This is a genomic window from Phenylobacterium sp. LH3H17, from assembly GCF_024298925.1.
GTDB lineage: Bacteria > Pseudomonadota > Alphaproteobacteria > Caulobacterales > Caulobacteraceae > Phenylobacterium.
In genome coordinates this window covers 3505972-3529059 of record NZ_CP101283.1, presented here as the reverse complement: position 1 = coordinate 3529059, position 23088 = coordinate 3505972, and the positions used below count along the sequence as shown (strand labels likewise).

Below are 23088 nucleotides of genomic sequence, written 5' to 3'. Positions count from 1 at the left end.
ATGCTGCGTAAAGGTATCGCGCTCGCGGCGTTTGGGCTGGCTATGCTGGCTTCTCCCGCCGCCCTCGCCGCGGGCCCCGCGCCCGCGCCCCTGAAGGAAGTCGAGTTCAGCTTCGAAGGCCCGTTCGGCAAGTTCGACCAGGGCCAGCTGCAACGCGGCTACAAGGTCTATCGCGAGGTCTGCTCGGCCTGCCACGCGATGAGCCTGCTGGCCTTCCGCAACCTCGGCGACAAGAACGGCCCGTTCTACGACGAGAAATACCCGAACTCGAACGACAACCCGTACGTGAAGGCGATCGCCGCCGAGTACCAGATCAACGACATCGACTCCGAGACCGGCGACGTCGTCCAACGTCCCGGCACCTCGGCCGACCGGTTCCCGAACCCGTTCCCGAACGAGCCGGCGGCCCGGGCGTCGAACGGCGGGGCCCTGCCGCCAGACCTGTCGGTGATCGCCAAGGCCCGCCACCACGGCGCCCACTACATCTATTCGCTGGTCGGCTCGGGCTATGTCACGCCGCCCAAGGGCCTGACCATCGCCACGGGCCAGCACTACAACAAGTATTTCCCCGGCGACCTGACCTCGGCCTGGAGCGGCGACCACAAGTCGGTGCCCCCGGGCGGCGTGCTGGCCATGGCTCCGCCCCTGGCGGCGGACAAGGTGAGCTTCGACGACGGCACCAAGTCGACCGTCGACCAGCAGGCCAAGGACGTGGCCGCCTTCCTGATGTGGGCCGCCGAGCCCAAGATGCAGGAACGCAAGGAGTTCGGCCTGGCCGCCATGGCCTATCTGCTGATCTTCACCGGCCTGCTCTACTGGAGCTATCGCCGGGTCTGGAAGAACGTCGCCCACTAGGCGCCAAGCCTCCGGAAGAGACGATCGAGGCCCCGGTTTTCCGGGGCCTTTTTCGTTAGTGCGCCGGCGGACCCAGCAGCACCCGCCGGCGGGGGAAGTCGAACCGAACCCGCCATTGGGCCAGCACCGGCGCGCCGATCACGCCCAGGCGGGCGCCGTCGCCGTCGGCCAGCAGGCCGGCCGGCAGGTTCTCGAACAGCGCCCCGCCCAGCGACAGGGCCCGCAGGGTCGCGCGGCGCTCGCCATAGGGCAGCAGGGTGTCCGGCTGCGAGGTCCCGACGGCGACGGCCACGCTCTGGTACATCCGCAGGGGCGCGTCGGCGCCGGTCGAGAGCACCATCTCGCCGGCGGAGGCGTGCGGGCCGTCGGCTACCGCCGCCCTTGCCGAGGCGACGCCTGAGCCCATCGGCAGCACCGCTGTCGCACGAAACCTGCCTGCCCGACCCGGCCGGTGGATCGCCACCCGGCAGGGGGTGAAGCTCACATCGACCACATAGGGCGCCAGCAGGTCGGCGCCGATCACCCCGGCGATCGGGGTCGGGAAGGCCGCCGTGCGCGCGTCCAGATCCACCACGGCCACGGACCGGCCGGGCAAGGCCAGGCCCGCCACCAGCACTCGGGCGCGCACCGCGGTCCCGGTGATGCCGGCCATCTGGGCCTTGGTCTCGTGGAGCTGGGTGTCGGGCGAGCCGGTGTCGAGGATGTAGTCGCCCGCCATCCCGGCCACCGAAGCCGGAATCACGACGACCCCGCGCTCATAGACGCAGGCGGTTTCGCCCGCGCGGGCCCCGGCCGGGGCCAGGGCGACAAGCGTGGCGGCCGTGGCGAGGGCGGCGGGCGTCATGGGGTCCGAGACTCAAGGGCCTCGCGAGCATAGCCAAGCCGCGCGAGGTGGGAACATGCCTTACGCCTGCCCCAACGAGCCGCTAAGATTTCAGGGATGGCCTTCATTCGCCCCTGGCGGGATTTCAAGCGTATGCAGGACGTGGCGCTCGCCGCCGCGTCGCTGATCTATGCGGGGGCGGTGGTCAACGCCTTCCAGGTCCTGCCGGGCGGGACGGACCTGATCGCCCAGCGCACTCTCATCTGGCCCGCTGTCTTCCTGGTCATCTCGCTGGTCCTGCCGCTGCTGGTGCCCTGGCTGAAACGGATGCTGGCCCGCTATGTCTGGTTGAGCTTCCAGGCGGGCTTCGGTCAGAGCCCGGTCTCGGTGATCACCGGGGTCGGCCTGCTCGCGGGCGCGGCCCTGTTCATCTACTGGCAGGTGGGGGCGGTGGCCTATGGCGGCCGCTATCCGGCCGGGGTGTTCTCCGGCTACGCCGCGGGCATCGGCATACTGGCGGCCCAGGCTATCCTGGTCCGGGTGCTGGAGCTGCAGCCGCCGATCCGCAAGCTGATCGAGGAACCTGCCTCCTAGACCGCGCTGCGGCCGGCGCCGTTGTTGGCGAACAGGGCCAGCGTCCTCAGGCGGGCCAGCCGGGCGCAGTCGGCGTCGTAGTCCGCGCGCCGATCGGACGCGAAGCCGTGGCCGGCGTCGTACAGGTGGATCGGGATGTCGGGATGGGCCGAGGCGATCTCGTCGATCCGCTCCGGCGGGATCGAGGCGTCTGTCTTGCCGAAATGCAGGATGATGGGGACCTTGGGAATCTCGTCTTTCAGCTCGCTGATCCGGCGGCCGTAGAAGGCCGAGGCTGCCGACAGCCCCGTGCAGCGGCAGGCCGCCAGCCAGGTCGCCGCCCCGCCCCAGCAGAAGCCGGTGACGAAGACCGGCGGCTGCAGGGCGTTCACCGCCGCCTGCAGGTCGCCGGCCACCTGGTCCCACGGGGTCTCCTGAGAGTACTTCACCCCCTTGGCCACGGCCTCCTGGCCGTAGTCCGCCTCGAAGCCCCGTTCCAGGCGGTCGTAGAGGCAGGGCGCGATCACCTCGTAACCGTCCTGTGCGAAGCTGTCGGCGAGGTCGCGGATGTGGTCGGTGACCCCGAATATCTCCTGGATCAGCACCAGCCCGCCGCGCCGGGCGTCGCCCGGCCGAACGCGATAGGCGTCAAGCTCGAAGCCGTCGAAGCCACTCGCGAGCCTGATCGTCTCGCCCACGCTCAGGCGCTCTCGAACAGTTCGCGGGTCCGGGCCCGGGCGAGGTCGGCGGCCTCCTCGGCGTAGCGCTCGGGGCTCTCGTTGTTGAAGCCGTGGCCGGCCCCCTCGTAGATGTAGACCGGCACCTCGGGATGGTGCTCGTGCACGGCCTTCTCGACCTCGTCAGCCTTGATGCCGGGGTCGGTGTGGCCGAGGTGGATGATGGTCGGGCAGAGCGGCTTCAGGGCGGCGTTGGCGGCCACCAGGCTGCCGTAATAGCTGGACGCCGCGGCCAGGCCCTCGACCTTGCCCGCCGCCAGCCAGGTGAGCGATCCGCCGTAGCAATAGCCCACCACGCAGACCTTGCCCCGCGCGCTCAGGAAATCGCGGCAGGCGGCGATGTCGCCCAGGGCCTGGTCCAGCGGTGTCGCCCGCGCATGGGCCACGCCCGCGGCGATGCCATCCGGATCGTGGGCGGAGACGAAGTCGCGCTCGCGTCGATCGTAGAGGGCAGGCGCGATGGCCTCATAGCCGGCCTTGGCCCAGCGTTCGACGTCGGCGCGCACGTGGCGGTCGATGCCGAAGATCTCCTGGATCACGATCACCCCGCCCTTGCGCGGCGTGAACGGTTGCTCGTGATAGGCGGAAAACTCGAACCCGTCCGCGCCCTTGAGGGTGATGGTCTCGCCCATGTGTCTCTCCTGTTTGGTCGGGGAGCTAAGCAGAGAATGGCGGGGGGCCCAATGAGAGTTCGGAAGGCCTCGGCATCAGAAATCCTCCCCCAGCGCGCAGCGCGATTTGGGGGAGGTGGCTCGTCGCCTCTTCGCGACGAGACAGAGGGGGTTGAAGCGCGCGAAAGCGAGTCAATGTCCCCCTCAGTCACCTGCGGTGACAGCTCCCCCAGAGGGGGAGCATCGGGCCTAGACGTTGAAGCGGAAGTTCATCACGTCGCCGTCGTTGACCACGTATTCCTTGCCCTCGGCACGCAGCTTGCCGGCGTCGCGGGCCCCGGCCTCTCCGTTCAGCCGGACATAGTCGTCATAGGCGATGGTCTCGGCGCGGATGAAGCCCTTCTCGAAGTCGGTGTGGATCACGCCGGCCGCCTGGGGGGCGGTGTCGCCCTTGTGGATGGTCCAGGCGCGCGCCTCCTTGGGCCCGACGGTGAAATAGGTCTGCAGGCCCAGCAGGTGATAGGCCTCGCGAATCAGCTTGTTGAGGCCGGGCTCGGTGAGGCCGAGGGTCTCCAGGAACTCGGCGCGTTCGGAGGGATCGAGCATGGCGATCTCGCTCTCGATCTGGGCGGAGATGGCCACGTGGTCGGCGCCGTCGCGCGCCGCGCGTTCGGCCACCAGGCGGGACATGTCGTTGCCGTCGGCGGCGGAGGCCTCGTCGACATTGGAAACATAGAGCGCGGGCTTGGAGGTCAGGAGCTGCAGCATCCGCCAGGCCTTGTCGTCCTCGTCGGCGACCTTGGCCTTGCGGGCGGGCCGACCGGCGTTGAGCTCGGCCAGGGCCAATTGCACGAGGCGCAGGGTCTGGGCGCTTTCCTTGTCGCCGGCCTTAGCCCGCTTTTCGAGGTTGGCGACCCGCTTCTCCAGGCTCTCAAGGTCGGCCAACATCAGCTCGGTCTCGATGGTCTCGAGGTCGGAGAGGGGATCGACCTTGCCTTCGACGTGGGTGATGTCGTCGTCGATGAAACAGCGGGCCACGAAGGCCACGGCGTCGCAGTCGCGGATATTGGCCAGGAACTGGTTGCCGAGGCCCTCGCCCTTGGAGGCGCCGCGCACCAAGCCCGCGATGTCCACGAAGTTGATCCGGGAGGGGATGATCTCCTTGGACGGGATGACCGCCGCCAGCTTCTCCAGGCGCGGTTCGGGCACGGCCACGTCGCCTGTATTGGGCTCGATGGTGCAGAACGGGTAGTTGGCCGCCTGGGCCGCCGCGGTCTGGGTGAGCGCGTTGAACAGGGTCGACTTGCCGACGTTCGGCAGGCCGACGATGGCGACTTTCAGAGCCATGGAGTCTTCGTTTCCTATGCGAGGGCGCGACCTAGCACGTCCGGCGGGTGGGCCCAACAGGGCAGCGGTCAGCTCTCGCGATTGCGGGCCTGGCGGGTGTCGGCCTTGTCGGCGGGGGCCAGGCGCATGACCTCGGTCTGGTACTTCTCGTCCTCGCCGGCGGCCAGCAGGGGCGCGGCGTCGGCGAGGGCGGCCAGCAGGTCGGCCACCCAGTTCTGGTCGACCTTGTGGAAGTCGGACAGCACATGGCCCTGGACCAGCTCGCTCTGGCCCGGGTGGCCCACGCCCAGGCGGGCGCGCCGGAAATCGGGGCCCACGTGGGCGGTCACGGAGCGGACCCCGTTATTGCCCGCCGCCCCACCGCCGGTCTTCATCCGGAACCGGCCGGGGGCCAGGTCGATCTCGTCGTAGAACAGCACGAGATCGGCGGGGCTCAGCTTGTAGAACTTCAGCGCCTCGCCGACCGAGCGTCCACTCTCGTTGTAAAAGGTCTGCGGCTTGAGGATCAGGGCGCGCACGGGGCCGCCCTCGGCGTCGATCTCGCCCTCGCGGATCAACGAGCCGAACTTCGAGCGCTCGGGCCCGAAGCGCCAGCGACGCGCGATCGCGTCTACGGCCATGAAGCCGATATTGTGCCGGTTGCCCGCATAGCGGGCTCCCGGATTGCCTTGGCCGGAAAGGATGAGCATTCGATCTCCTCGCGACGAAGAGATCGTCTGTTCTACTCGGTGGTCGAGGCGGCGGCGGCGGCTTCGTCGTCAGCCGCGGCGTCGGCCGAGGCCGAGGCCGAGGAGCCGGCGAGGGTGGCCACGACCACGTCGCGATCGATGGCCGCCTGCACACCCTTGGGCAGTTCGAAGGCCGAGATGCGGATGGTGTCGCCGATGTCCAGGCCGGTCAGGTCGAAGACCAGCTCTTCCGGGATGGAGTCGGCCGGGCACATCAGTTCGACCTCGTGGCGCACCACGTTGATCGTGCCGCCCTTCTTGAGGCCAGGCGAGGCTTCGTGGTTCGTGAAGCGAACCGGGACCGCGATCTTGATCATCTGGTGTTCGTCGACCCGATAGAGGTCGAAGTGCACCGGCTCGTCGGTGACCGGATCCATGTCCACGGCCTTGGCGATGACCGGCTGGCTTTCCTTGCCGTACTTCAGGGTCACGAGGTGGCCCAGGAGCTTGCCCGTATAGAGCGCCTTGCGGAACTCGTTGGACTTCACGGCGATGGCCACGGGGTCCTTGGAGCCGCCGTACAGCACGCCGGGGACCAGGCCCGAGCGACGGGTTTCGCGGGCGCCGCCCGTACCGGTGCGTTCGCGGACTTCAACGTTCAGGATGATCTCGGCCATGGCGCCTTCGCCTTAAAACGAAGCCGCCGCGCGAAACCCGCGCGGCGACGGAACGACCCGTTGGGGCCGAAAGGTGGGCGTAAGTACACAAAACTCCCGGCCGTTGCAACGGTGCGGGGTGCGGATTTCTAACGCTTTTGGGTGGAGGTCTTGTAGGGCTGCTTCGCCATCTCCGCCGCCGTGCGCGCCACGGGGACGAACCGGGGCTCGAAGGGCTCGACCTGGCCCGAGGCTTTGATCACGCAGCGGGCGGTGTCCATCATGGCGTGCTGGCCCAGGCAGAAGACGTCCTCGTAGTGCGGCTTGGAGACCGCCAGGCACTGGAAGAGGTTCAGCTTGGACATGTTGATGCACGAGCCGGTGTTGGGCTCCACCATCATGGCGTTGATGATTTCCATGTTGGCGTCGCTGGCGTGGCCGAGCACCGCCAGGGCGGCGATGGCCAGGCTGCGGATCACCGTCGGGGTGTAGGGCGCGCTGGCCGGGGCGGCCACGAGGCCCAGCGGCTGGACGCCGGCGGCGGCCTGCTGCAGCCGCACGGTCTGGGCGACCTCGCCAACCAGCGGCGTGGTCGAGAGCGACTTGGCCTGCAGCAGGCGGACGTCGCGATTCGGCACCTCGGCCTTGGACCATGGCTGCTTCTGGACGTCGTAGGCCGACTGCTTCACCGCCTTGCCGGCCGTGTAGAACTTGTTCCCGTCGTCGCCGAGCGCGGCCATGACCAGGCCGGCGGCCGAACTCGAGCCGGTCAGGGCGACCACATAGGCCGGGTCCTTCATGATCTCGTAGGCGATGTTGCGCCGCGCGTCCGGGTTAGTCCCGTAGCTGCGCACGCCGGCGACGAAGGCCGGATCGCCCAGGGCGACGACTGCGCCATAGGCCGTGGCGCCCTGGATCAGTTGCTTGGGCTCATAGGCGACGCCCACCCGCACGGCGTCGGCCACGGCCGCGCCGTCGGTGAAGGCCGGCGAGATCGCCGTGGCATGATCGACATAGTAGCGATAGGCGCTGGCCCGCTCGACCAGCGAGGCCGGCAGCGCCGAGACCGGCGGCGGCGGCGGCGGCGGGGGAGGCGGCGCGGGTTGCGAAGAGCAGGCGGCGAGCAGACTCGCAGCGGCAAGGGCGGCGACCGTCAGGCCCACGCGCAAAGTGGAAGTCATCCTGGGCCTTCCCCGGTGTATCCTTGAGCCAACATAACACGGCCGACCGGGCGAGAATGTGACCTGACGCCGTTAACGGGCGCTAACCAAGCTTGGCCGCAGCGGCGAGTTAGTCGAACAGCTTGGAGACCGATTCCTCGTTGGCGATTCGCCGGATGGCCTCGCCGATCAGCCTGTCGCAGCTCACATAGCGGATCTTGCCGCCGTCGGTGGCGCGTTCGGGCGGCTGGATGGAGTCGGTCATGACCAGCTCCTTGAGGATCGAGGAATTCACCCGCTCGACCGCCGCGCCCGACAGCACCCCGTGGGTGACATAGGCCGAGACCTCCAGCGCCCCACCATCGACCAGGGCCTGGGCGGCGTTGCAGAGGGTGCCGCCGCCGTCGATCATGTCGTCGAACAGGATGCAGCGGCGACCGTCGACATCGCCGATGATGTTGGCGACCTCGCTCTTGCCGGGGCCGGAGCGGCGCTTGTCGACGATGGCCAGTTCCGCGTTCAGCCGGGTGGCGACGGCGAGCGCCCGGACCACGCCGCCGACGTCGGGCGAGACGATCATCAGCTCGGCGGTCTTGGAATGGTGTTCCTTGATATCGGCGGCCAGGATCGGCGCGGACAGCAGGTTGTCGGTGGGGATGTCGAAGAAGCCCTGGATCTGGCCCGAGTGCAGATCCATGGTCAGGACCCGGTCGGCGCCGGCCCGGGTGATCAGGTTGGAAACCAGCTTGGCCGAAATCGGGGTGCGGCCCCCAGTCTTCCGGTCCTGCCGGGCGTAGCCGAAATAGGGCATGACCGCCGTGATCCGCTTGGCCGAGGCGCGTTTCAGCGCGTCGATGCAGATCAGCAACTCCATAAGGTTGTCGTTGGCCGGGTAGCTGGTCGACTGGATGACGAAGACATCCTCGCCGCGCACGTTCTCGTCGATCGTGACCCAGACCTCGTTGTCGGCGAAGCGCTTGACCTGGGCCTTGGTCAGCGGGAGGTCGAGATGTGAGGCGACGGCCTCGGCGAGCGTTCGGTTGGAGTTGCCGGCCAGCAGCTTCATCGGACCCCCGAGGAATTTCGTATGCGCGGGCTTGTAGCAGGCCGCGACCTGGGAGCAAGACCCCAGGCGCTCAGATCCCGGGTCGCGCCGCAAAGAGCGGTCGGCTAGGGTAGGGCATGCCCCGACTTGCCTTGCCGGCCTGGACCTGGCTTTCCCCACCCATCGGATGGTTGCTGCTGCTCGCCGCGGGCTTCGGCGGCCTGGTAGACCTTCTGCTGGCGGCGGGCCTGATCGCCTGCGTCCTGGCCGCCGTTCACCATGCCGAGGTCGTGGCCCACCGAATCGGCGAGCCCTACGGCACCCTCGTCCTGGCCGTGGCGGTCACGGTGATCGAGGTGGCGCTGATCGTCTCGCTGATGCTTTCGGGCGGCGGCGAGGCTGCAGGCCTGGCGCGCGATACCGTGTTCGCCGCCATCATGATCATCCTGAACGGCCTGGTCGGCCTCTGCCTGTTGCTCGGCGCCGCCCGGCACATGGAGCAGCGATTCGGCCAGGCGGGAGTCAGCGCCGCCCTGGCGACCCTGGCGGCCCTGGCCGTGCTCACCATGGTCCTGCCGAACTACACCACCACCACGCCGGGTCCGGTCTATTCCGGCAGCCAGCTCGCCTTCGTTGGGATGGTCTCGCTGGTGCTCTACGGGGTCTTCGTCCTGATCCAGACCGTGCGCCATCGCGACTATTTCCTGCCCTCGGGTTCGTTGGCCCATGACGAGGAGGCCCACGCCGATCCCCCCACCGCCACGGCCGCCTGGGTCAGCCTGGGCCTGCTGGTCATGTCGCTGGGCGCGGTGGTGCTGCTCGCCAAGAGCCTGGCGCCGACCCTGGAGCGGGCGGTGCTCGACGCCGGCGCGCCCCAGGCGGTGGTGGGCGTGGTCATCGCGGCCCTGGTCCTGGCGCCCGAGAGCCTGGCGGCGGTGCGCGCTGCCCGGGCCGACCGCCTGCAGACCAGCCTCAACCTGGCGCTGGGCTCGGCGCTCGCCTCCATCGGCCTGACGATCCCCGTGGTGGCCGCGGTCTCGCTCTTCATGGGCTGGCCGCTGTCGCTTGGTCTCGACGCCAAGTCGACGGTGCTGCTGATGCTCACCCTGATCGTCACCACCCTGTCGTTGGGGGTGGGCCGCACCACGGTGCTGCAGGGCGTGGTCCACCTGGTGATCTTCGCGGTCTACCTGTTCACCACCGTGGTGCCCTAGGTCAGGGTGATCGCCGAGAGCAGGCGGCCGAAATCGGGCTCGCCACGCTTGAAGGCCCGGCGGTTGGAGAAGAACAGCGCCTCCTCGGCGCAGGTGTCGCGGCCGACCCACTCGCAGGTCGTGACGCCGGCGCCGCGCAGCCGGTTCAGCACGAAGCCCGGCAGGTCGAACATCCGCTTGTCGGGGCTCTCGCCGGCCGCGAAGAAGGCGGTGTTGGCGGCGTCGTCGGCGACGAAGCGGTCCAGGAACTCCAGGCCGACCTCATAGGAGGCCGGGCCGATACAGGGTCCGATGACCGCCACGATTCGCCGAGCGCCCAACTCGCGCATCTTGGCCGCCGTGGCCTCCGCGATGCCGGTGAGCGCGCCTTTCCAGCCGGCGTGAGCGGCGGCGACGATCCGGGCTTCGGGATCGGCGAACAGGATCGGGGCGCAGTCGGCGGCGAGCGCCCCGCAGACGACCCCCGGCCTGGCCGTGACCACCCCGTCGGCCTCGGGCCTGGCGTCGCCCCAGGGTTCCTCGGCGACCAGGGCCGTGGCCGAGTGGATCTGGTAGCAGGTGCTGAGCGCCTGCGGCGGCGCGCCGAAGTGGGCCGCGGCCCGGCGGCGATTTTCGACCACGTCGGCCGGCGCGTCGGCCGAACCGCGCCCGACATTGAGGCTTTCGTAGATCCCGGCGGAGACCCCGCCCTGGCGCGTGAAGAAGGCGTGGCGCACGCCCTCCAGCTCCAGCAGCGGTGATGTGATGACCGGCAGGCCGCTCACGTCATGGCCTCGAAGCCCGGCGGGATGAAGCCCTGCGAATGGATGCAGGCGGCCTTGAACAGTTCGCCCATCTGATCGGGAGAGACCAGCCGCTCGAGCTGGCGCTCGATCTCCTGCGCCTTGTCGGGCCGCGCCTGGGCCAGGGCTTCCGCGCGCGAGCCGATCCCCAGGCGAACCAGCAGTTCGCCCTGGGTGAGGATGTGGGCGGTCTGGGCGTCCTGGGCGTGGGCCGCGGCCAGGACCGCGGGGAAATCGGCATGGACGGTGAGGTCGGCCTCGCCGGGGGCGGCAAGGGGGCTCTCCTTCCGGTGGGCGCGCAGGGCCTGCAGGGTGTCGCCGAATCCCGGGACCGCGCGACCGTAGTCGATCAGCAGGGCCGCCCCGCCGTCCCGGGCGATGCGTTCGCCCAGCTCCGAGCCCAGCGCCTCCTGGCCCGGGGAATGCTCCAGGATCGCACCGAGCGGCGCGTCGCGGTCCAGCGGCGCGGCGGCCAGACCGAAGGCAAGCTCGCCGGCCTCGTCCAACCCCACCATCCGCTCGGCCCAGCCACGCTCGGTGCGGATGAACTGGCGGGCGGCCAGGCAGTCCAACAGCTCGTTGGCGACCAGCAGCAGGGGCGCCCCGCCCGGAACCTCCTCGAGCGATCGAGCCCAGGAGACCTGGTCGCCCAGCACCTGGCGCTGGCGCATGCGCAGGGGTTCGGAAACCTCCACCAGCCAGATGTCGGCGGCGGCCAGGAAGGCGGGCGCCAGCCGGGCGGCCCGCAACAGGTCGCTCATCAGCGAGCCGTCGCCGGGACCCATCTCCACCAGCCGCACGGGATCGGGACGGCCCAGACGCTCCCAGGCCTCGACGGCCCAGAGGCCGATGAGCTCACCGAACATCTGGCTGACCAGGGGTGCGGTGATGAAGTCGCCCCGCGCGCCCAGGGCGGGTCGGGTGGCGTAGTAGCCGTCCTGCGGATCATGGAGGCAGGCGGCCATGTACTGGGCCACGGTCATGGGACCGCCGGCGCGGATCTGGGCCACGAGCCGGTCGCGGAGGCTCACCGGAGTTTGGCGGGCTCGCCGGCTGCGGGGGCGGCCGGGGCCTCGCTCTGGTCAGCGTCGGGGATCGGTTCCTTCATGCCGCGCCAGATCAGCCAGGCGCCGAACAGGAACATGGGCGTGCTCAGCATCATTCCCATGGTCAGGCCGAGGGGGAAGTTGGGCAGGTAGGCGTCGGGCTCGCGCACATTCTCCAGGGCCATGCGGAAGATGGCGTAGGCGCCCATGAAGATTCCGGCGACCACGCCCCGCCGGCGCAGCAGCCTGGCGTGATGGGTCGCCCAGCGCAGCAGCAGGAACAGGATGACGCCCTCGAGCGCCGCCTCGTAAAGCTGGCTGGGATGGCGGGCGAAGATGCCGCCGTTGGGGAAGACCACCGCCCAGGGCACGTCGGTCGGTCGGCCCCACAGCTCGCCGTTGATGAAGTTGGCGATGCGTCCGAAGAACAGGCCGAAGGGGCTGGCCGCGGCGATCGCGTCGCCCAGGCGCAGCGTGTCGAGCTTGTTGACCCGCGAGAATGCGAGCACCGCGACCGCGACACCGATCGCCCCGCCGTGGAAGCTCATGCCGCCGTTCCAGGTCTGGGGAATCTGCAGCGGATCCTCCCAGATCAGGGAGGGGGTGTAGAACAGCACGTGGCCCAGCCGCCCGCCGACGATGATGCCGAGCGTCAGCCAGACGATCAGGTCGTCGACCTGGCCGCCGGTGGCCGGCGCGGCGCGAGGCGCCCACAGCTCCTGACGCTTCATCAGGGATGCGACATAGCGCCACCCCAGAAGTATGCCCGCCACATAGGCCAGGGCGTACCAGCGGATGGCGAAGGGCCCGATCTGGACGAGGACGGGATCGAAGTCCGGGAAGGGCAAGGCGGGGTGCTCCGTGAGGTCTTCAACCGGGTTTAGACGAGAACCCCTTCGCTTTCATCCCCCGGCGCGCCATATAGAGGGTCATGCAGACCCAGAACCCCTTCCTGGACGAATTCGCCAAGCTGACCAACGCCGCCATGGGCCTCGCCCAGACCGCCGGCGAGGAAGCCAAGGCCGCGTTCCGCGCCCAGGCCGATCGTTTCGCCGCCGAGCTCGACCTGATCCGTCGCGACGAGTTCGAGGCCCTCAAGGCCGAGATCGCCGTGTTGCGGTTGGAGATCGCCGCGCTCAAGGCGCCCGCCGCCAAGAAGCCGGCCAAGAAGGACTAGGTCGGCGCAAGCCTACGCAAACACGCGAATGTGGCTCGCCCGGATGAAGAAGCCGGTGACGCACCCCTCGCGAAGCAGATTAGTTTCGAGATCGCAGGCGATTCGGGGGCCCGCTGGGCCCCTTAGCCCCATGCGAAAGGACCGCCGGTCTTATGGATACGCCTCTGTCTGACGAAGACGTCCTGATCGCCCTCGATCCGCTGGATGTGGTCGAGCACGTTCTGACGGCCGAAAACCTGCAGTTCGACCGCACGGAAGATGGCGACCTCGCCTTCACCCTGGCCGGCGACTGGAAGGACTACGAGCTTTGGTTCGCCTGGCGACCCGAGGCCGACTGCCTGCAGCTCTGCCTCTCCGTCGACCAGCAGGTGACGACCGAGCAGCGACCCGCGGCCTTCGAACTGGTCTCCACGGTCAACCAGCGCGTCTGGCTGGGCCACTTCGAGGTCTGGGACGACGGCGAGATCATCTTCCGCCACGCCATGGCCCTGATGACCGGCGAACGCCCGACGCTGGCCCAGGCCGCGGCGATGATCGACGTGGCCATGGAGGCGGCCGACCGCTTCTACCCGGCCTTCGACTTCCTGGTGAAGGGCGCCAAGTCGCCCGCCGACGCCATCGCCGCCTGCATGTTCGAGACGGTCGGCGAGGCCTAAGGGCTAGCCCATGACGCCGATCCTGCTGTTGGGCGCGGGCCGCATGGGCGGCGCGCTGATCGAGGGATGGCGCCTGGCCGGGGCCTTCAAGCCCAGCGACCTGATCATCTGCGAGCCGCATGTGAGCGACGCCGTCCAGGCGCTTGGCGCCGCCGGGGCGCGGCTCAATCCCGCCGGTTCGGTGCTCGCCGAAGCCAGGACCGTGCTGCTGGCGGTGAAGCCGCAGACCTGGCGCGACGCGGCCGGCGCGGTCGCGCCGCACCTGGCCCCCGAGGCGGTGATCGTCTCCGTTGCGGCGGGCGTCCGCGCCGACGACATCTTCCAGGCTTTCGGCGGCCGGGCCGTCGCCCGTGTCATGCCCACCACGGCCGTGGCCATCGGCCAGGGCACGTCCAGCATCTATGCCGCCGACGCTTCGGCTAGGGCGCGGGCCCACGCCCTGTTCGCCCCGGTCGGGACGGTTGTGGATCTGGCGGACGAGGAGTTGCTGCACGCGGCGACCGCGGTTTCGGGATCGGCGCCGGCCTATCTCTACGCCTTCGTCGAGGCCCTGGAGGCCGCTGGCGCCCGGGCCGGCTTGCCGCCCGCCGACGCCGCGCGCCTGGCCCGGGCCACGATCGCCGGGGCCGCGGCCCTGATGGCCAAAGGCGGCGAGGAGCCGTCGGAGCTACGCCGCCAGGTCACCTCGCCGGGCGGCACCACCCAGGCGGCCCTGGACGTCCTGATGGGCGAGAACGGCCTTGCCCCGCTGCTGCGCGAGGCCGTGGCCGCCGCCGTGAGGCGTTCGAAAGAGCTGGGAAGCTAGGTCGCCCGCTTCCAGGTCTGGGCCTGGCAGATCACCGCGATGCAGCCCTCGATCTTCAGCGTGCCGTCGGGTTTGGCGCTCATCTTGGAGGCGTAGGTCTTGCCGTTCGACGGGTTGTAGATCTTGCCGCCGCTCCACTTTCCAGCCCCGACGGGCTTGAAGTCGCGGATCATCGAGAGCCCCACCAGGGGACGGGCGCGCAGGCTGGTCTCGGGATTGTTGGTGTCCTTGGGCGTCGCGCCGGCGGGCGCCTTCACCCAGGTGATCACTCCGCACATTCTGGCCTTGTCGGCCGCGCAGGGGGCGACCTTGATCTTGGCTGTGCCGCTCTCGACCAGCCAATGGCCCTCGACAGGATCGGCGGCCTGGGCGGCGCCGGCGACGGCGGCGAGCGTCAGGCCCGCCAACAGGTGACCAAGTTTCATGCGACTCTCTCCCCAAGGTTTGGCGTAGCTGTGCCTTGCGTCTGTGAACCCTCGATGAAACATCAGCCCGGCAGCCTCACGACGGCGCGCAGACCGCCCATGGGCGAGCGATCCAGGGTGACGTCCCCCCCGTGGCCGCGCGCCACGTCGCGGGCGATGGCCAGGCCCAGGCCGACGCCCTTGTCGTTCTGGTTGCGGGCCTCGTCGAGGCGATTGAAGGCCTTGAAGGCGTCCTCGTAGCGGTCCTCCGGGATGCCGGGCCCGTCGTCGTCCACCGTGATCTCCACCCCGCCGGCCACCCGGGCGGCGGCCGAGACCTCGATGTGCTCGCCATGGACGGCGGCGTTCATCACCAGGTTCGACAGGGCGCGCTTCAGCGCGTTGGGTCGCACGCTTGCGGTGAGCTCCGGGTCGGCGTCCACATGCACCTCGGCCCCGGCGCGCAGGGCGCCCTCGCTCACCTCGTCGATCAGGCCCTTCAGCCGGATGGTCTCCATGGCCTCGCCGCCCTCGCCGCGGGCGAAGGCGAGGTACTCGTCGATCATGTGCTCCATCTCGGCCAGGTCGCGCTTCATCTCGGCGTTGCGTGGGCCGGGCTCGGCGAGCGCCAGCTCCAGCTTCAGGCGGGTGAGCGGGGTGCGCAGGTCGTGGCTGACGGAGGCCAGCAGGGCGGTGCGCTGGTCGATATGCCGCTGGATGCGCGACTTCATGGCCAGGAAGGCGTGGGCGGCCTGGCGCACCTCGCGCGCGCCGTGCGGCTTGAAGGCCGGGGCGTCGATCCCCTTGCCGAAGTCATCCGCCGCCGAGGCCAGGCGTTCGATGGAGCGGGTCTGGTTGCGGATGAAGAGGATGGCGATGGCGGTGAGCAGTAGGGTCGCCACCGTCATCCACAGGACGAAGATATGGCCCTGGGTGGCGAAGGCCCGGTCGCGGGGCGCGAGGATGCGGATCACCCCCTCGTTCACCTGAACCCGGATGTCGACATAGGCCGGGTAGCGGGTGGTGTCGAACCAGAACGGCGCGTCCAGCCGCTGGGCCAGCGCCCGCTCCAGCGATCGGTCCACCACGGCGAATGGATTGGCGCGCCGGCCAACGGGCAGGGCGCGGCCGGGCTGCAGGGCAAGCGACAGGCTGAGCGACTTCTCCGCCCGATCCGACAGCCGCGCCATGGCCGCGGGACTGGGGTCGTCCTGATAGCTCTCCACCGCCCAGGCCACGTCGCCGGCCAGGCCATCGGAGAGCCGGCTGGTCACGGTCTGCCAGTGGGCGTCAAAGAACACCCAGGTGACCGCGATCTGCATCAGCGCCACGGGCAGCACGATGATCAGCAGCGAGCGGCCGAACAGGGTGGTCGGCAGGCTGCGCTTGATCAGCCGCTGGAAGTGCCGGGGCGTGAACAGCCGGAGCTTCATCAGTCCGGCGCCAACAGGTAGCCCACGCCGCGGACGGTCTGCAGGTAGCGTGGGGTCTTCGGGTCGGCCTCGATCTTGCGGCGCAGGCGGGTGACCTGGACGTCCACCGCCCGGCCGGAGGGATCGACGGTCTCCCGCGCCAGCTCCAGCCGGTCCACCGGCTCGTGCGGGCTGCGGGCCAGGCGCTTGAGCAGGGCGACCTCGGCCTCGGTCAGACGGATCGGCGCCCCGCCGCAACTGAGCTCGCCGCGTTCCAGGTCGAATTGGCAGCGGCCGAGCGAGATCGGCGCGTTGGCGCCGTTCTGCGGCCGGCTCTGGGCGCGGCGCAGGATGGACTCGATGCGCAGCAGCAGCTCCTCGGGCTCGAAGGGCTTGCCCAGATAGTCGTCGGCGCCGAGCTTCAGGCCCTCGATCCGGTCCTCGGGCAGGCCCTTGGCGGTCAGCATCAGCACCGGTGTGCGGCCGGCCGAGCCCTTTCGCTCCCGCAGCCACCGGGTTAGCGAGAACCCGTCCTCGCCAGGCATCATGACGTCGAACACCGCCAGGTCGAAGTCCAGCGTCTCCATCAGCCGCCGCGCCGCCGCGCCGCCGGGCGCCGCGGTGACCCGGAACCCGTTGCGGGCCAGGTACTCCTTCAGAAGGTCGCGGATGCGGTCGTCGTCATCGACCACCAGCAGGTGGCGATCGGGAGTCTCCGTCAGGGCCATCAGGCGCCGCCTCCGCTGGTCTTCATCCGCCCGCCGGCCAGGGCCGACAGAATGCGCCGCGCCCCGGCCACGCCGTCCAGGCCACCGGTGCGGTACGACCTGGCGAGCTGGCCCCGCAGCCGTTCGGCGATCCGCCCCTCGAAGGCCTGACCCGCCGCGGTCAGATTGGCCGTGCGCCGCCGGCCGTCCAGGTCGCCGGGTACCTTCTCGGCCAGGCCCTTGGCCTCCAGGTCGCTGAGGATGCGGCTGGCGGCCTGTTTGGAGAGGCTGGTGAGGTGGGCGAGCTCCTGGACGCCCACGCCCGGCCGTCGCTTCAGCAGGAAGGCCGCGCGCCAGTGGGAGCGGCCGAGACCGAGATCCTCGGCCTGCAGCCCCGCATCGACGCCTGCCCACAACGCGGCTTCGGCCAGCATCATCAGCTCAAGCCCCGCATCCAGCTCTTCGTCCCGCAGGATTAGCCTAGGATCGGCGGCGGCCATCAAGCTCAAAGCCCATTTTGTTTGACGCGGACGGCGAGGGAGTCTGTAAGGAAGCCGGATTGAAAGGAGGCCTTTCCCTCATGTCACTCGTTCCCTTCGACGACCGCGATGGATGGATCTGGTTCGATGGCCAGTTCGTGCCCTGGCGCGAGGCGAACGTGCACGTATTGACCCATGGCCTCCATTACGCCTCCTCGGTGTTCGAAGGCGAGCGGATGTACGGGGGAGAGATCTACAAGCTCACGGAACACACCGAGCGCCTGTTCAAGTCGGCCGAGATCCTCGATTTCGAAATCCCCTTCACGGTGGCCGAGATCGATCAGGCCTGCAAGGACACCTGCGCCAAGAACGGCCTGACCGACGCCTATGTCCGACCCATCGCCTGGCGCGGTTCGGAGATGATCGGGGTCTCGGCCCAGATGACCAAGATCCACGTGGCGATCGCCGTCTGGGACTGGCCGAGCTACTTCAAGCCCGAGGAGCGCGCCAAGGGCATCCGCATGTGCTGGGCCAAGTACAAGCGCCCCTCGCCGGAAACCGAGCCGGTGCATGCCAAGGCCGCCGGCCTCTACATGATCTGCACCATCTCCAAGCACGCTGCGGAGAAGGCCGGCTACACCGACGCCATGATGCTCGACTACCGGGGCTATGTCGCCGAAAGCACCGGCTCGAACGTGTTCTTCGTCCAGAACGGCGTGCTGCACACGCCCACCCCCGACTGCTTCCTCAACGGCCTCACCCGCCAGTCGGTGATCGCGATGGCCAAGGAAAAGGGCATCGAGGTCATCGAGCGCCACATCCGGCCCGAGGAACTCGCCGAGTTCACGGAATGCTTCGTGGTCGGTACGGCGGCCGAGGTCACCCCGGTGGCCCAGATCGGCGAGTACAGCTTCACGCCGGGCGCCCTCTCGCTGGCCCTGATGGACGACTATGCCCGGATGGTCCGTCGCGAGCTCGTGCCCGCCTAGGACCTGGATATGACGAATTCGGCCGCCCCGCCGCGAGGAGGGGCGGCCGTTTTCGTGAGGCCTTAGACCAGCCAGGTGTCGGGGCGGGGATAGGCGGCGCCGTTGGACAGTTGGATCAGGCCCGCGACGCAGCGGACGAAGAACCACACGCCCAGGGCGCACCAGAGCAGCCCGGCCAACAGCAGGATCGGAATGCCGATCAGGACGATCGACAGCACGGCGCCGATCAGCGTCATGGCGCCGAGGACCACGGCGGCGACCAGTCCGATCCAGAAGGTGTTGATGAGGAAGCGGTGGTGCGTGGCCATGTTCGGCCCCGCCCTGTCGCGGTTCGCATAGGCCAGCACCAGTCCGACCAGAATCGTGAGCCCGTTCACCAGGCCCAGCAGGTACAGACCGTAGATCACAGCCGGAAGCGTGCGGTCTTCGGTTGTGCTGACGGCGGTTTCGGTATGGCTCAATTCGGTCTCCTCGTTGATTGTCTGAGGAAATATGTGGGCCCGTTTCGTTGGCGCGCCACTTTAATTCTTCGTCATCTGCCGGGACGGTCGAGCCAGGGCAGGACGGCGGCCGCCAGGATCAGGACGAAGACCAGGCGGGCGGCCAGCGCCACCCCCAGGCTCCAGGCACCGCCGCTGGCCGCGAAGGCCAGCAGGGCCAAGGCTCCCAGGGCCATCAGGCCCATGATCCAATAGATCGGCGCGCGGCCGAACGCCGGGGGCCGGCGCGTCGGGACCTGGCCGGTCACGGCGGTCATGAAGGCCTCGAAGCTGGCCGACCGGTCCTGGGGCCGGAGCCCCTCGTAACTCAGGGCGGGGAGGGTCAGCCGGCGGCGGCCGAACAGCAGGATCGCGCCGCGTTCGCCTCGGCGCACGCCCTTGAGCTCCGCCATCGGAAAGCGCCGGAGATGGCCGCCGCGCCGCTCGACGACGCAGCCGTCCTCGAGGGTCCAGACGGTCTCGGCCTGGATTGGGGAGAGGCGGGCGCTGTGGCGAGCCGCCACGGCCTCAGCCCCGGACGACGGTGATCTCCACGCCGGCGGCCATGGCGTGCGGCGCGAGCGCCAGGGGCTTTTCCACCCGCACCCGGGCGCGCATGACCCGCGGATCGCTGAGGCAGGCGCGGGCCAGGCGTTCGGCGAAGGCCTCGACCAGCTGGATGTGACCCTCCGCGGCGATGGCCCGGGCGTGTTCGCCGATCATCTCGTAGTTGACGGTCTGCGACAGGCGTTCGACCCCCGCGGCCGGGACGTCGAGCTCCACGTCCACCACCAGCGGCTGGGCGCGGCCCTTCTCGTGGGCGTAGACACCGATCTCGGCGTCGATCTTCAGGCCGGTCACGAAGATCTTGGTCATGACCGTTCGGCCTTGCGGCGCGGCGATGGGTTCGGCAGGCGTCTCCTGGAGTGGCGAAAGGGCCAAGGTCATATCCTTCAGGTCAGGTGCTGACCGGCGTCGACGGCGATCATCTGGCCGGTCACTGACGTTGCGTCAATCAGGTAGCGCAGGGCTTGCCCGATCTCCGTCGGATCGACCGCGTGGCGCAGCAGGGTGGCCTCGACCTCGCCCTGGAAGTCCTCGGGCTGCTGGTGGATCGAGGCCAGGACCGGCCCGGGCCCGATGCCGTTCACCCGGATGCGCGGCGCAAGGCCCTTGGCCAGCATCTGGGTCGCGGCCCACAGCGCGCTCTTGGACAGCGAATAGCTGAAGAAGTCCGGGCCGGGGCTCAGCACCCGCTGGTCCAGGATATTGACGATCAGGCCGGTGCGGTCGGCGGGCAGGCGCCGGGCGAAGGCCTGGGCCAGGACCATGGGCGCCCGGAGATTGGTCTCCAGATGGGCGTCCCACGAGGCGCGGTTCATTGAGGCGAAGCTGTCGTCCTCGAACACCGAGGCGCAGTTGACCAGCAGGGTGATGGGGCCGAGCTCGGCCTCGGCCTCTGCCACCAGGGGGGCGGTCGCCGCCTCCTGGCGCAGGTCGCAGGTGTGGATGGAGACTTTGCGTCCGCGAGCCCGCACGGCGGCGGCGGCGGACTGGGCGTCGTCGTCGACGGCCCGGACATGGATGGCGACGTCGAACCCGGCCTCGGCGCAGGCCAGGGTCAGCGCCCGGCCGATCCGCCGCGCGCCACCGGTGACCAGGGCCGCGCCGCGCGTGGTCACGGGCAAGTCCGGCGTCCCGCTAGCGACCTAGTCGAGCCGGCCGAACTCGAAATAGTTCAGGGCGCCGATGACGACGAGGAAGGCGAGGATCATCAGGATCGCGGTCATGAGGGGCTCCGAGGGTGTTGATCGGGCTTTAGCGGGGCGGGGACGGGTCCGCAAGCGCACTTGTCTAACGCCCAGGCGGCGGGCCAAGGTCAAAAGAAAGTCCGGGAAGAAACGCCATGCCGCTCGCGCCCATTCCGCCTAGCGCCTTCACCAAGATCGCCGTCGGCATCGACCGGCCCGAGGACGTGGTCGTCTCCCGCGACGGCCGGGTGTTCGCCTCCGACCACCAATGCGCGGTGGCCGAGATCTTCCTCGACGGTTCGTTCAAGCGGCTGGGTCCCAAGGGCGGGGCCCCCAACGGGATCAACATGGACCGGCAGGGCCGGGTGCTGATCGCCAATTTCGGGATCTACGACCGGGAAGAGGGACCGCTGGAGCGGTTCGACCTGGCGACCGGCCTGCGCGAGACCCTGGTGGCCGAGGTCGGCGGCAAGCGGCTGACGAGCGCCAACTATCCGGTGGTCGACCGGGCGGGCAACATCTGGTGCGCCAACTCCACCCACGCCGAGACCTGGCCCCAGGCCTTGGACGGGCGGGCCGACGGCTTCATTTTCGTGCTGCGACCCGACGGCTCGAGCCAGATCGTCGCCGAGGGTCTGAAGTTCCCCAACGGCCTGGCGCTCTCGGCCGACGACGGCGTCCTCTACTGCGCCCAGACCAGCGGCGCCGACGTCATGCGCTTTCCGATCCTGCCCGGTGGCAAGCTAGGCAAGGGCGAGCGCCATGGCCCGATGCTGGGCGCGTTGCAGGTGCGGGGCGGGCCGCAGGTCGCGCAGGCGGATCTCGGCTACACCGATGGCGTGGGTATGGACGCCGAGAGCAACCTGTGGGTGTGCTTGCCGGCCGCCGACAAGGTGGTGGCGATCACCCCAGCCGGCGCCGTGGTCACGATGATCCACGATCCGACCGGGCAGGTCGTGAACCATCCCACAAACGTCACCTGGGGCGGCCCCGACCTGAAGGACCTCTATATCGGCTCGATCAGGGCCGATTATGTGCTGAAGGTGAGAAGCCCGGTTGCGGGACAGCCGCATGTTCACCAGATGGCTTAGCAGCGGTCGCCAGTGAAACTTCCCTTACGGAAGCGGGGATTGGGGCTTCCCCAGTGATCGCCGATCACTAAAATGCTTGTTTGAAGCCTGGCGGGGAACCTGCCGGCCACCCCCTAACGAACGATCCGGGAGGACGTCATGCGCGAGTACCTGAAGTTTTATATCGACGGCAAATGGGTTGAGCCCGTCGAGTTGAAGACGCTCGACGTCATCAATCCGGCCACCGAAGAGGTTTGCGGCAAGATCGCGCTCGGCTCGGCCGCCGACGTGGACAAGGCCGTCATGGCCGCGCGCAAGGCCTTCCCGGCCTGGTCGCAGACCAGCCGCGAGGAGCGCCTGGAGGTGCTGGGCCGCATCCTGGCGGAATACCAGAAGCGCTTCGGCGACCTGGCCACCGCGGTGACCGAGGAAATGGGCGCTCCGGCCTCCCTGGCCCAGCGGGCTCAGGTTCCGATCGGCATGGGCCACCTGGCCACCGCCGTGGAAGTGCTGAAGACCTTCAAGTTCGAGGAAGACCGCGGCCCGACCATGATCGTCAAGGAGCCGATCGGTGTCTGCGGCTTCATCACCCCCTGGAACTGGCCGCTGAACCAGATCGTCTGCAAGGTGGCCCCGGCCATCGCCACGGGCTGCACCATGGTGCTGAAGCCGTCGGAAGTGGCCCCGTTCTCGGGCCAGATCTTCGCCGAGATCATGCATGCGGCCGGCGTGCCGGCGGGCGTGTTCAACCTCGTCCACGGCGACGGCCTGGGCGTGGGCGTGCCGCTCTCCAGCCATCCGGAAGTCGACATGGTCTCGTTCACGGGCTCGACCCGCGCCGGCATCGAGGTGGCCAAGAACGCCGCCCCGACCGTCAAGCGCGTGGCCCAGGAACTGGGCGGCAAGAGCCCGAACATCATCCTGGACGACGACCAGCTGACCAAGGGCGTCGCCCGCGGCGTGGCGACCATGATGACCAATTCCGGTCAATCCTGTAACGCGCCCACCCGTATGCTCGTCCCGTCCAAGCGCATGGACGAGGCGATCGTCGCGGCTCGCGAGGCGGCCTCCACGGTCACCGTCGGCGACCCGAACGGCAACGCTCAGCTCGGGCCGGTGGTCTCCGAGGTGCAGTTCAACAAGATCCAGAAGCTGATCCAGGCCGGCATCGACGAGGGCGCGACCCTGGTCATCGGCGGGGTCGGCCGTCCGGAAGGCCTGGACAAGGGCTACTATGTGAAGCCCACCGTCTTCGCCAACGTCACCAACGAGATGACCATCGCCAAGGAAGAGATCTTCGGCCCCGTGCTGTCGATCCTGGGCTATGAGACCCTCGACCAGGCCATCGAGGTCGGCAACGACACCGAGTACGGCCTGGCCGCCTACGTCAACGGCGCCGATCTCGCCAAGGCTCGCGAGGTGGCCTCCAAGCTCCGCGCCGGCCAGGTGTCGATCAACGGCGGCGGCGGCGACATGATGGCCCCCTTCGGCGGCTATAAGATGAGCGGCAACGGGCGCGAGTGGGGCGACTACGCTTTCCACGAGTTCCTGGAAACCAAGGCGATGCTCGGCTACGCGCCGAAGGTCGCCGCGGAATAAGAACGACGAAGTCCCTCCTCCGTCGGAGGAGGGACAGCCGTCC

At 69.1% G+C, this 23088-nt stretch carries 29 protein-coding genes; 9 read left to right on the top strand and 20 right to left on the bottom strand.

Translation table 11 applies throughout. From position 1 onward, the window contains the following. Nucleotides 1-855 carry a cytochrome c1 gene (locus M9M90_RS17380; RefSeq protein ID WP_254834498.1) on the top strand — a complete coding sequence of 285 codons (855 nt, stop codon included), beginning with the start codon at nucleotides 1-3 and terminating at the stop codon, nucleotides 853-855. A gap of 55 nt (nucleotides 856-910) precedes the next feature. Here M9M90_RS17380 and M9M90_RS17375 read toward each other — a convergent pair whose 3' ends face one another. Beyond that, on the bottom strand, nucleotides 911-1699 hold the full coding sequence (locus M9M90_RS17375) for a hypothetical protein (protein ID WP_254834497.1): 789 nt from the start codon (nucleotides 1697-1699) through the stop codon (nucleotides 911-913). Nucleotides 1700-1795: 96 nt separating this feature from the next. Between M9M90_RS17375 and M9M90_RS17370 the strand changes: the two genes are divergently transcribed. Further along, nucleotides 1796-2272, top strand: a complete 477-nt coding sequence (locus M9M90_RS17370) for a hypothetical protein (protein ID WP_254834496.1) — start codon at nucleotides 1796-1798, stop codon at nucleotides 2270-2272. Here M9M90_RS17370 and M9M90_RS17365 read toward each other — a convergent pair. The 7 genes from M9M90_RS17365 to M9M90_RS17335 form a co-directional block, all read right to left on the bottom strand. Further along, nucleotides 2269-2949 (bottom strand): dienelactone hydrolase family protein, encoded by a 681-nt coding sequence (locus M9M90_RS17365; RefSeq protein WP_254834495.1) that lies wholly within the window; start codon nucleotides 2947-2949, stop codon nucleotides 2269-2271. The two genes, M9M90_RS17370 and M9M90_RS17365, sit on opposite strands and share 4 nt — an antisense overlap. A gap of 2 nt (nucleotides 2950-2951) precedes the next feature. Beyond that, entirely contained in the window at nucleotides 2952-3620 is a 669-nt protein-coding gene (locus M9M90_RS17360; protein WP_254834494.1) for a dienelactone hydrolase family protein, read from the bottom strand. A gap of 228 nt (nucleotides 3621-3848) precedes the next feature. Continuing rightward, nucleotides 3849-4946: a redox-regulated ATPase YchF gene (gene ychF, locus M9M90_RS17355; protein ID WP_254834493.1), complete on the bottom strand. Its 1098-nt coding sequence runs from the start codon at nucleotides 4944-4946 to the stop codon at nucleotides 3849-3851. A 68-nt stretch (nucleotides 4947-5014) separates the two neighbouring features. Further along, a complete protein-coding gene (gene pth, locus M9M90_RS17350) occupies nucleotides 5015-5635 on the bottom strand; it encodes an aminoacyl-tRNA hydrolase (RefSeq protein ID WP_254834492.1) in 621 nt (206 codons plus the stop codon). Between the two features lie 32 nt (nucleotides 5636-5667). Then, nucleotides 5668-6291 (bottom strand): 50S ribosomal protein L25/general stress protein Ctc, encoded by a 624-nt coding sequence (locus M9M90_RS17345; RefSeq protein WP_254834491.1) that lies wholly within the window; start codon nucleotides 6289-6291, stop codon nucleotides 5668-5670. Between the two features lie 128 nt (nucleotides 6292-6419). Continuing rightward, nucleotides 6420-7451 carry a hypothetical protein gene (locus M9M90_RS17340; RefSeq protein WP_254834490.1) on the bottom strand — a complete coding sequence of 344 codons (1032 nt, stop codon included), beginning with the start codon at nucleotides 7449-7451 and terminating at the stop codon, nucleotides 6420-6422. 109 nt (nucleotides 7452-7560) lie between these two features. Continuing rightward, on the bottom strand, nucleotides 7561-8496 hold the full coding sequence (locus tag M9M90_RS17335; RefSeq protein ID WP_254834489.1) for a ribose-phosphate pyrophosphokinase: 936 nt from the start codon (nucleotides 8494-8496) through the stop codon (nucleotides 7561-7563). A gap of 116 nt (nucleotides 8497-8612) precedes the next feature. On the opposite strand from M9M90_RS17335, the gene M9M90_RS17330 reads away from it, so the two are divergent. Then, entirely contained in the window at nucleotides 8613-9689 is a 1077-nt protein-coding gene (locus M9M90_RS17330; protein ID WP_254834488.1) for a calcium:proton antiporter, read from the top strand. On the opposite strand, the gene pgeF is transcribed toward M9M90_RS17330, so the two are convergent. Genes pgeF through lgt form a run of 3 tightly spaced genes read right to left on the bottom strand, consistent with a single transcriptional unit; the run spans nucleotide 9686 to nucleotide 12365 of the window. Then, complete coding sequence (gene pgeF / locus M9M90_RS17325) at nucleotides 9686-10453, bottom strand: peptidoglycan editing factor PgeF (protein WP_254834487.1); 768 nt, start codon at nucleotides 10451-10453, stop codon at nucleotides 9686-9688. The two genes, M9M90_RS17330 and pgeF, sit on opposite strands and share 4 nt — an antisense overlap. Then, nucleotides 10450-11502: a class I SAM-dependent methyltransferase gene (locus tag M9M90_RS17320; RefSeq protein WP_254834486.1), complete on the bottom strand. Its 1053-nt coding sequence runs from the start codon at nucleotides 11500-11502 to the stop codon at nucleotides 10450-10452. The genes pgeF and M9M90_RS17320 overlap by 4 nt, the downstream gene beginning before the upstream one ends. Next, nucleotides 11499-12365: a prolipoprotein diacylglyceryl transferase gene (gene lgt / locus M9M90_RS17315; RefSeq protein ID WP_254834485.1), complete on the bottom strand. Its 867-nt coding sequence runs from the start codon at nucleotides 12363-12365 to the stop codon at nucleotides 11499-11501. The genes M9M90_RS17320 and lgt overlap by 4 nt, the downstream gene beginning before the upstream one ends. A gap of 83 nt (nucleotides 12366-12448) precedes the next feature. On the opposite strand from lgt, the gene M9M90_RS17310 reads away from it, so the two are divergent. The 3 genes from M9M90_RS17310 (at nucleotide 12449) to proC (ending at nucleotide 14155) form a co-directional block, all read left to right on the top strand. Further along, the gene (locus tag M9M90_RS17310; RefSeq protein WP_254834484.1) at nucleotides 12449-12694 is read left to right on the top strand and encodes an accessory factor UbiK family protein; all 246 of its coding nucleotides are present in this window, start codon (nucleotides 12449-12451) and stop codon (nucleotides 12692-12694) included. A gap of 152 nt (nucleotides 12695-12846) precedes the next feature. Then, nucleotides 12847-13350, top strand: a complete 504-nt coding sequence (locus tag M9M90_RS17305; protein WP_254834483.1) for a YbjN domain-containing protein — start codon at nucleotides 12847-12849, stop codon at nucleotides 13348-13350. A 10-nt stretch (nucleotides 13351-13360) separates the two neighbouring features. Then, nucleotides 13361-14155: a pyrroline-5-carboxylate reductase gene (gene proC / locus M9M90_RS17300; protein ID WP_254834482.1), complete on the top strand. Its 795-nt coding sequence runs from the start codon at nucleotides 13361-13363 to the stop codon at nucleotides 14153-14155. Here proC and M9M90_RS17295 read toward each other — a convergent pair. From M9M90_RS17295 to M9M90_RS17280, 4 genes are all read right to left on the bottom strand, one after another. Further along, nucleotides 14152-14580 (bottom strand): DUF2147 domain-containing protein, encoded by a 429-nt coding sequence (locus tag M9M90_RS17295; protein ID WP_254834481.1) that lies wholly within the window; start codon nucleotides 14578-14580, stop codon nucleotides 14152-14154. The genes proC and M9M90_RS17295 overlap by 4 nt on opposite strands. 62 nt (nucleotides 14581-14642) lie before the next feature. Then, complete coding sequence (locus tag M9M90_RS17290) at nucleotides 14643-15992, bottom strand: ATP-binding protein (RefSeq protein WP_254834480.1); 1350 nt, start codon at nucleotides 15990-15992, stop codon at nucleotides 14643-14645. Further along, a complete protein-coding gene (locus tag M9M90_RS17285; protein WP_254834479.1) occupies nucleotides 15992-16699 on the bottom strand; it encodes a response regulator in 708 nt (235 codons plus the stop codon). The genes M9M90_RS17290 and M9M90_RS17285 overlap by 1 nt, the downstream gene beginning before the upstream one ends. Further along, nucleotides 16699-17178, bottom strand: a complete 480-nt coding sequence (locus M9M90_RS17280; protein ID WP_254834478.1) for a MarR family winged helix-turn-helix transcriptional regulator — start codon at nucleotides 17176-17178, stop codon at nucleotides 16699-16701. Before M9M90_RS17280 ends, M9M90_RS17285 begins: the two co-directional genes overlap by 1 nt. An 80-nt stretch (nucleotides 17179-17258) precedes the next feature. On the opposite strand from M9M90_RS17280, the gene M9M90_RS17275 reads away from it, so the two are divergent. Continuing rightward, nucleotides 17259-18146, top strand: a complete 888-nt coding sequence (locus M9M90_RS17275; RefSeq protein ID WP_254834477.1) for a branched-chain amino acid aminotransferase — start codon at nucleotides 17259-17261, stop codon at nucleotides 18144-18146. Between the two features lie 62 nt (nucleotides 18147-18208). Here M9M90_RS17275 and M9M90_RS17270 read toward each other — a convergent pair whose 3' ends face one another. The 5 genes from M9M90_RS17270 to M9M90_RS21170 all read right to left on the bottom strand — a co-directional run bounded on the left by M9M90_RS17270 (nucleotide 18209) and on the right by M9M90_RS21170 (nucleotide 20469). After that, nucleotides 18209-18607 (bottom strand): hypothetical protein, encoded by a 399-nt coding sequence (locus M9M90_RS17270; protein ID WP_254834476.1) that lies wholly within the window; start codon nucleotides 18605-18607, stop codon nucleotides 18209-18211. 71 nt (nucleotides 18608-18678) lie between these two features. Then, on the bottom strand, nucleotides 18679-19149 hold the full coding sequence (locus M9M90_RS17265; protein ID WP_254834475.1) for a hypothetical protein: 471 nt from the start codon (nucleotides 19147-19149) through the stop codon (nucleotides 18679-18681). Nucleotides 19150-19153: 4 nt separating this feature from the next. Then, nucleotides 19154-19567 carry a dihydroneopterin aldolase gene (gene folB, locus M9M90_RS17260; RefSeq protein ID WP_254834474.1) on the bottom strand — a complete coding sequence of 138 codons (414 nt, stop codon included), beginning with the start codon at nucleotides 19565-19567 and terminating at the stop codon, nucleotides 19154-19156. Nucleotides 19568-19578: 11 nt separating this feature from the next. Continuing rightward, complete coding sequence (locus M9M90_RS17255; protein WP_254837153.1) at nucleotides 19579-20307, bottom strand: SDR family oxidoreductase; 729 nt, start codon at nucleotides 20305-20307, stop codon at nucleotides 19579-19581. 27 nt (nucleotides 20308-20334) lie between these two features. Then, nucleotides 20335-20469 carry a hypothetical protein gene (locus M9M90_RS21170; protein WP_256549213.1) on the bottom strand — a complete coding sequence of 45 codons (135 nt, stop codon included), beginning with the start codon at nucleotides 20467-20469 and terminating at the stop codon, nucleotides 20335-20337. Nucleotides 20470-20531: 62 nt separating this feature from the next. Here M9M90_RS21170 and M9M90_RS17250 point away from each other — a divergent pair, with 62 nt between their 5' ends. Together M9M90_RS17250 and M9M90_RS17245 are read left to right on the top strand one after the other, a co-directional pair. Further along, nucleotides 20532-21467 (top strand): SMP-30/gluconolactonase/LRE family protein, encoded by a 936-nt coding sequence (locus M9M90_RS17250; RefSeq protein ID WP_254834473.1) that lies wholly within the window; start codon nucleotides 20532-20534, stop codon nucleotides 21465-21467. 138 nt (nucleotides 21468-21605) lie between these two features. Next, a complete protein-coding gene (locus M9M90_RS17245) occupies nucleotides 21606-23045 on the top strand; it encodes an aldehyde dehydrogenase family protein (protein ID WP_254834472.1) in 1440 nt (479 codons plus the stop codon). The last annotated feature ends 43 nt before the right edge of the window (nucleotides 23046-23088 follow it).

Coding starts and splice junctions, on each gene's coding strand:
- M9M90_RS17380 (WP_254834498.1), top strand. CDS start 1: ATGCTGCGTAAAGGTATCGCGCTCGCGGCGTTTGGGCTGGCTATGCTG.
- M9M90_RS17375 (WP_254834497.1), bottom strand. CDS start 1,699: ATGACGCCCGCCGCCCTCGCCACGGCCGCCACGCTTGTCGCCCTGGCC.
- M9M90_RS17370 (WP_254834496.1), top strand. CDS start 1,796: ATGGCCTTCATTCGCCCCTGGCGGGATTTCAAGCGTATGCAGGACGTG.
- M9M90_RS17360 (WP_254834494.1), bottom strand. CDS start 3,620: ATGGGCGAGACCATCACCCTCAAGGGCGCGGACGGGTTCGAGTTTTCC.
- ychF (WP_254834493.1), bottom strand. CDS start 4,946: ATGGCTCTGAAAGTCGCCATCGTCGGCCTGCCGAACGTCGGCAAGTCG.
- pth (WP_254834492.1), bottom strand. CDS start 5,635: ATGCTCATCCTTTCCGGCCAAGGCAATCCGGGAGCCCGCTATGCGGGC.
- M9M90_RS17345 (WP_254834491.1), bottom strand. CDS start 6,291: ATGGCCGAGATCATCCTGAACGTTGAAGTCCGCGAACGCACCGGTACG.
- M9M90_RS17340 (WP_254834490.1), bottom strand. CDS start 7,451: ATGACTTCCACTTTGCGCGTGGGCCTGACGGTCGCCGCCCTTGCCGCT.
- M9M90_RS17335 (WP_254834489.1), bottom strand. CDS start 8,496: ATGAAGCTGCTGGCCGGCAACTCCAACCGAACGCTCGCCGAGGCCGTC.
- M9M90_RS17330 (WP_254834488.1), top strand. CDS start 8,613: ATGCCCCGACTTGCCTTGCCGGCCTGGACCTGGCTTTCCCCACCCATC.
- M9M90_RS17310 (WP_254834484.1), top strand. CDS start 12,449: ATGCAGACCCAGAACCCCTTCCTGGACGAATTCGCCAAGCTGACCAAC.
- M9M90_RS17305 (WP_254834483.1), top strand. CDS start 12,847: ATGGATACGCCTCTGTCTGACGAAGACGTCCTGATCGCCCTCGATCCG.
- proC (WP_254834482.1), top strand. CDS start 13,361: ATGACGCCGATCCTGCTGTTGGGCGCGGGCCGCATGGGCGGCGCGCTG.
- M9M90_RS17295 (WP_254834481.1), bottom strand. CDS start 14,580: ATGAAACTTGGTCACCTGTTGGCGGGCCTGACGCTCGCCGCCGTCGCC.
- M9M90_RS17290 (WP_254834480.1), bottom strand. CDS start 15,992: ATGAAGCTCCGGCTGTTCACGCCCCGGCACTTCCAGCGGCTGATCAAG.
- M9M90_RS17285 (WP_254834479.1), bottom strand. CDS start 16,699: ATGGCCCTGACGGAGACTCCCGATCGCCACCTGCTGGTGGTCGATGAC.
- M9M90_RS17280 (WP_254834478.1), bottom strand. CDS start 17,178: ATGGCCGCCGCCGATCCTAGGCTAATCCTGCGGGACGAAGAGCTGGAT.
- M9M90_RS17275 (WP_254834477.1), top strand. CDS start 17,259: ATGTCACTCGTTCCCTTCGACGACCGCGATGGATGGATCTGGTTCGAT.
- M9M90_RS17250 (WP_254834473.1), top strand. CDS start 20,532: ATGCCGCTCGCGCCCATTCCGCCTAGCGCCTTCACCAAGATCGCCGTC.
- M9M90_RS17245 (WP_254834472.1), top strand. CDS start 21,606: ATGCGCGAGTACCTGAAGTTTTATATCGACGGCAAATGGGTTGAGCCC.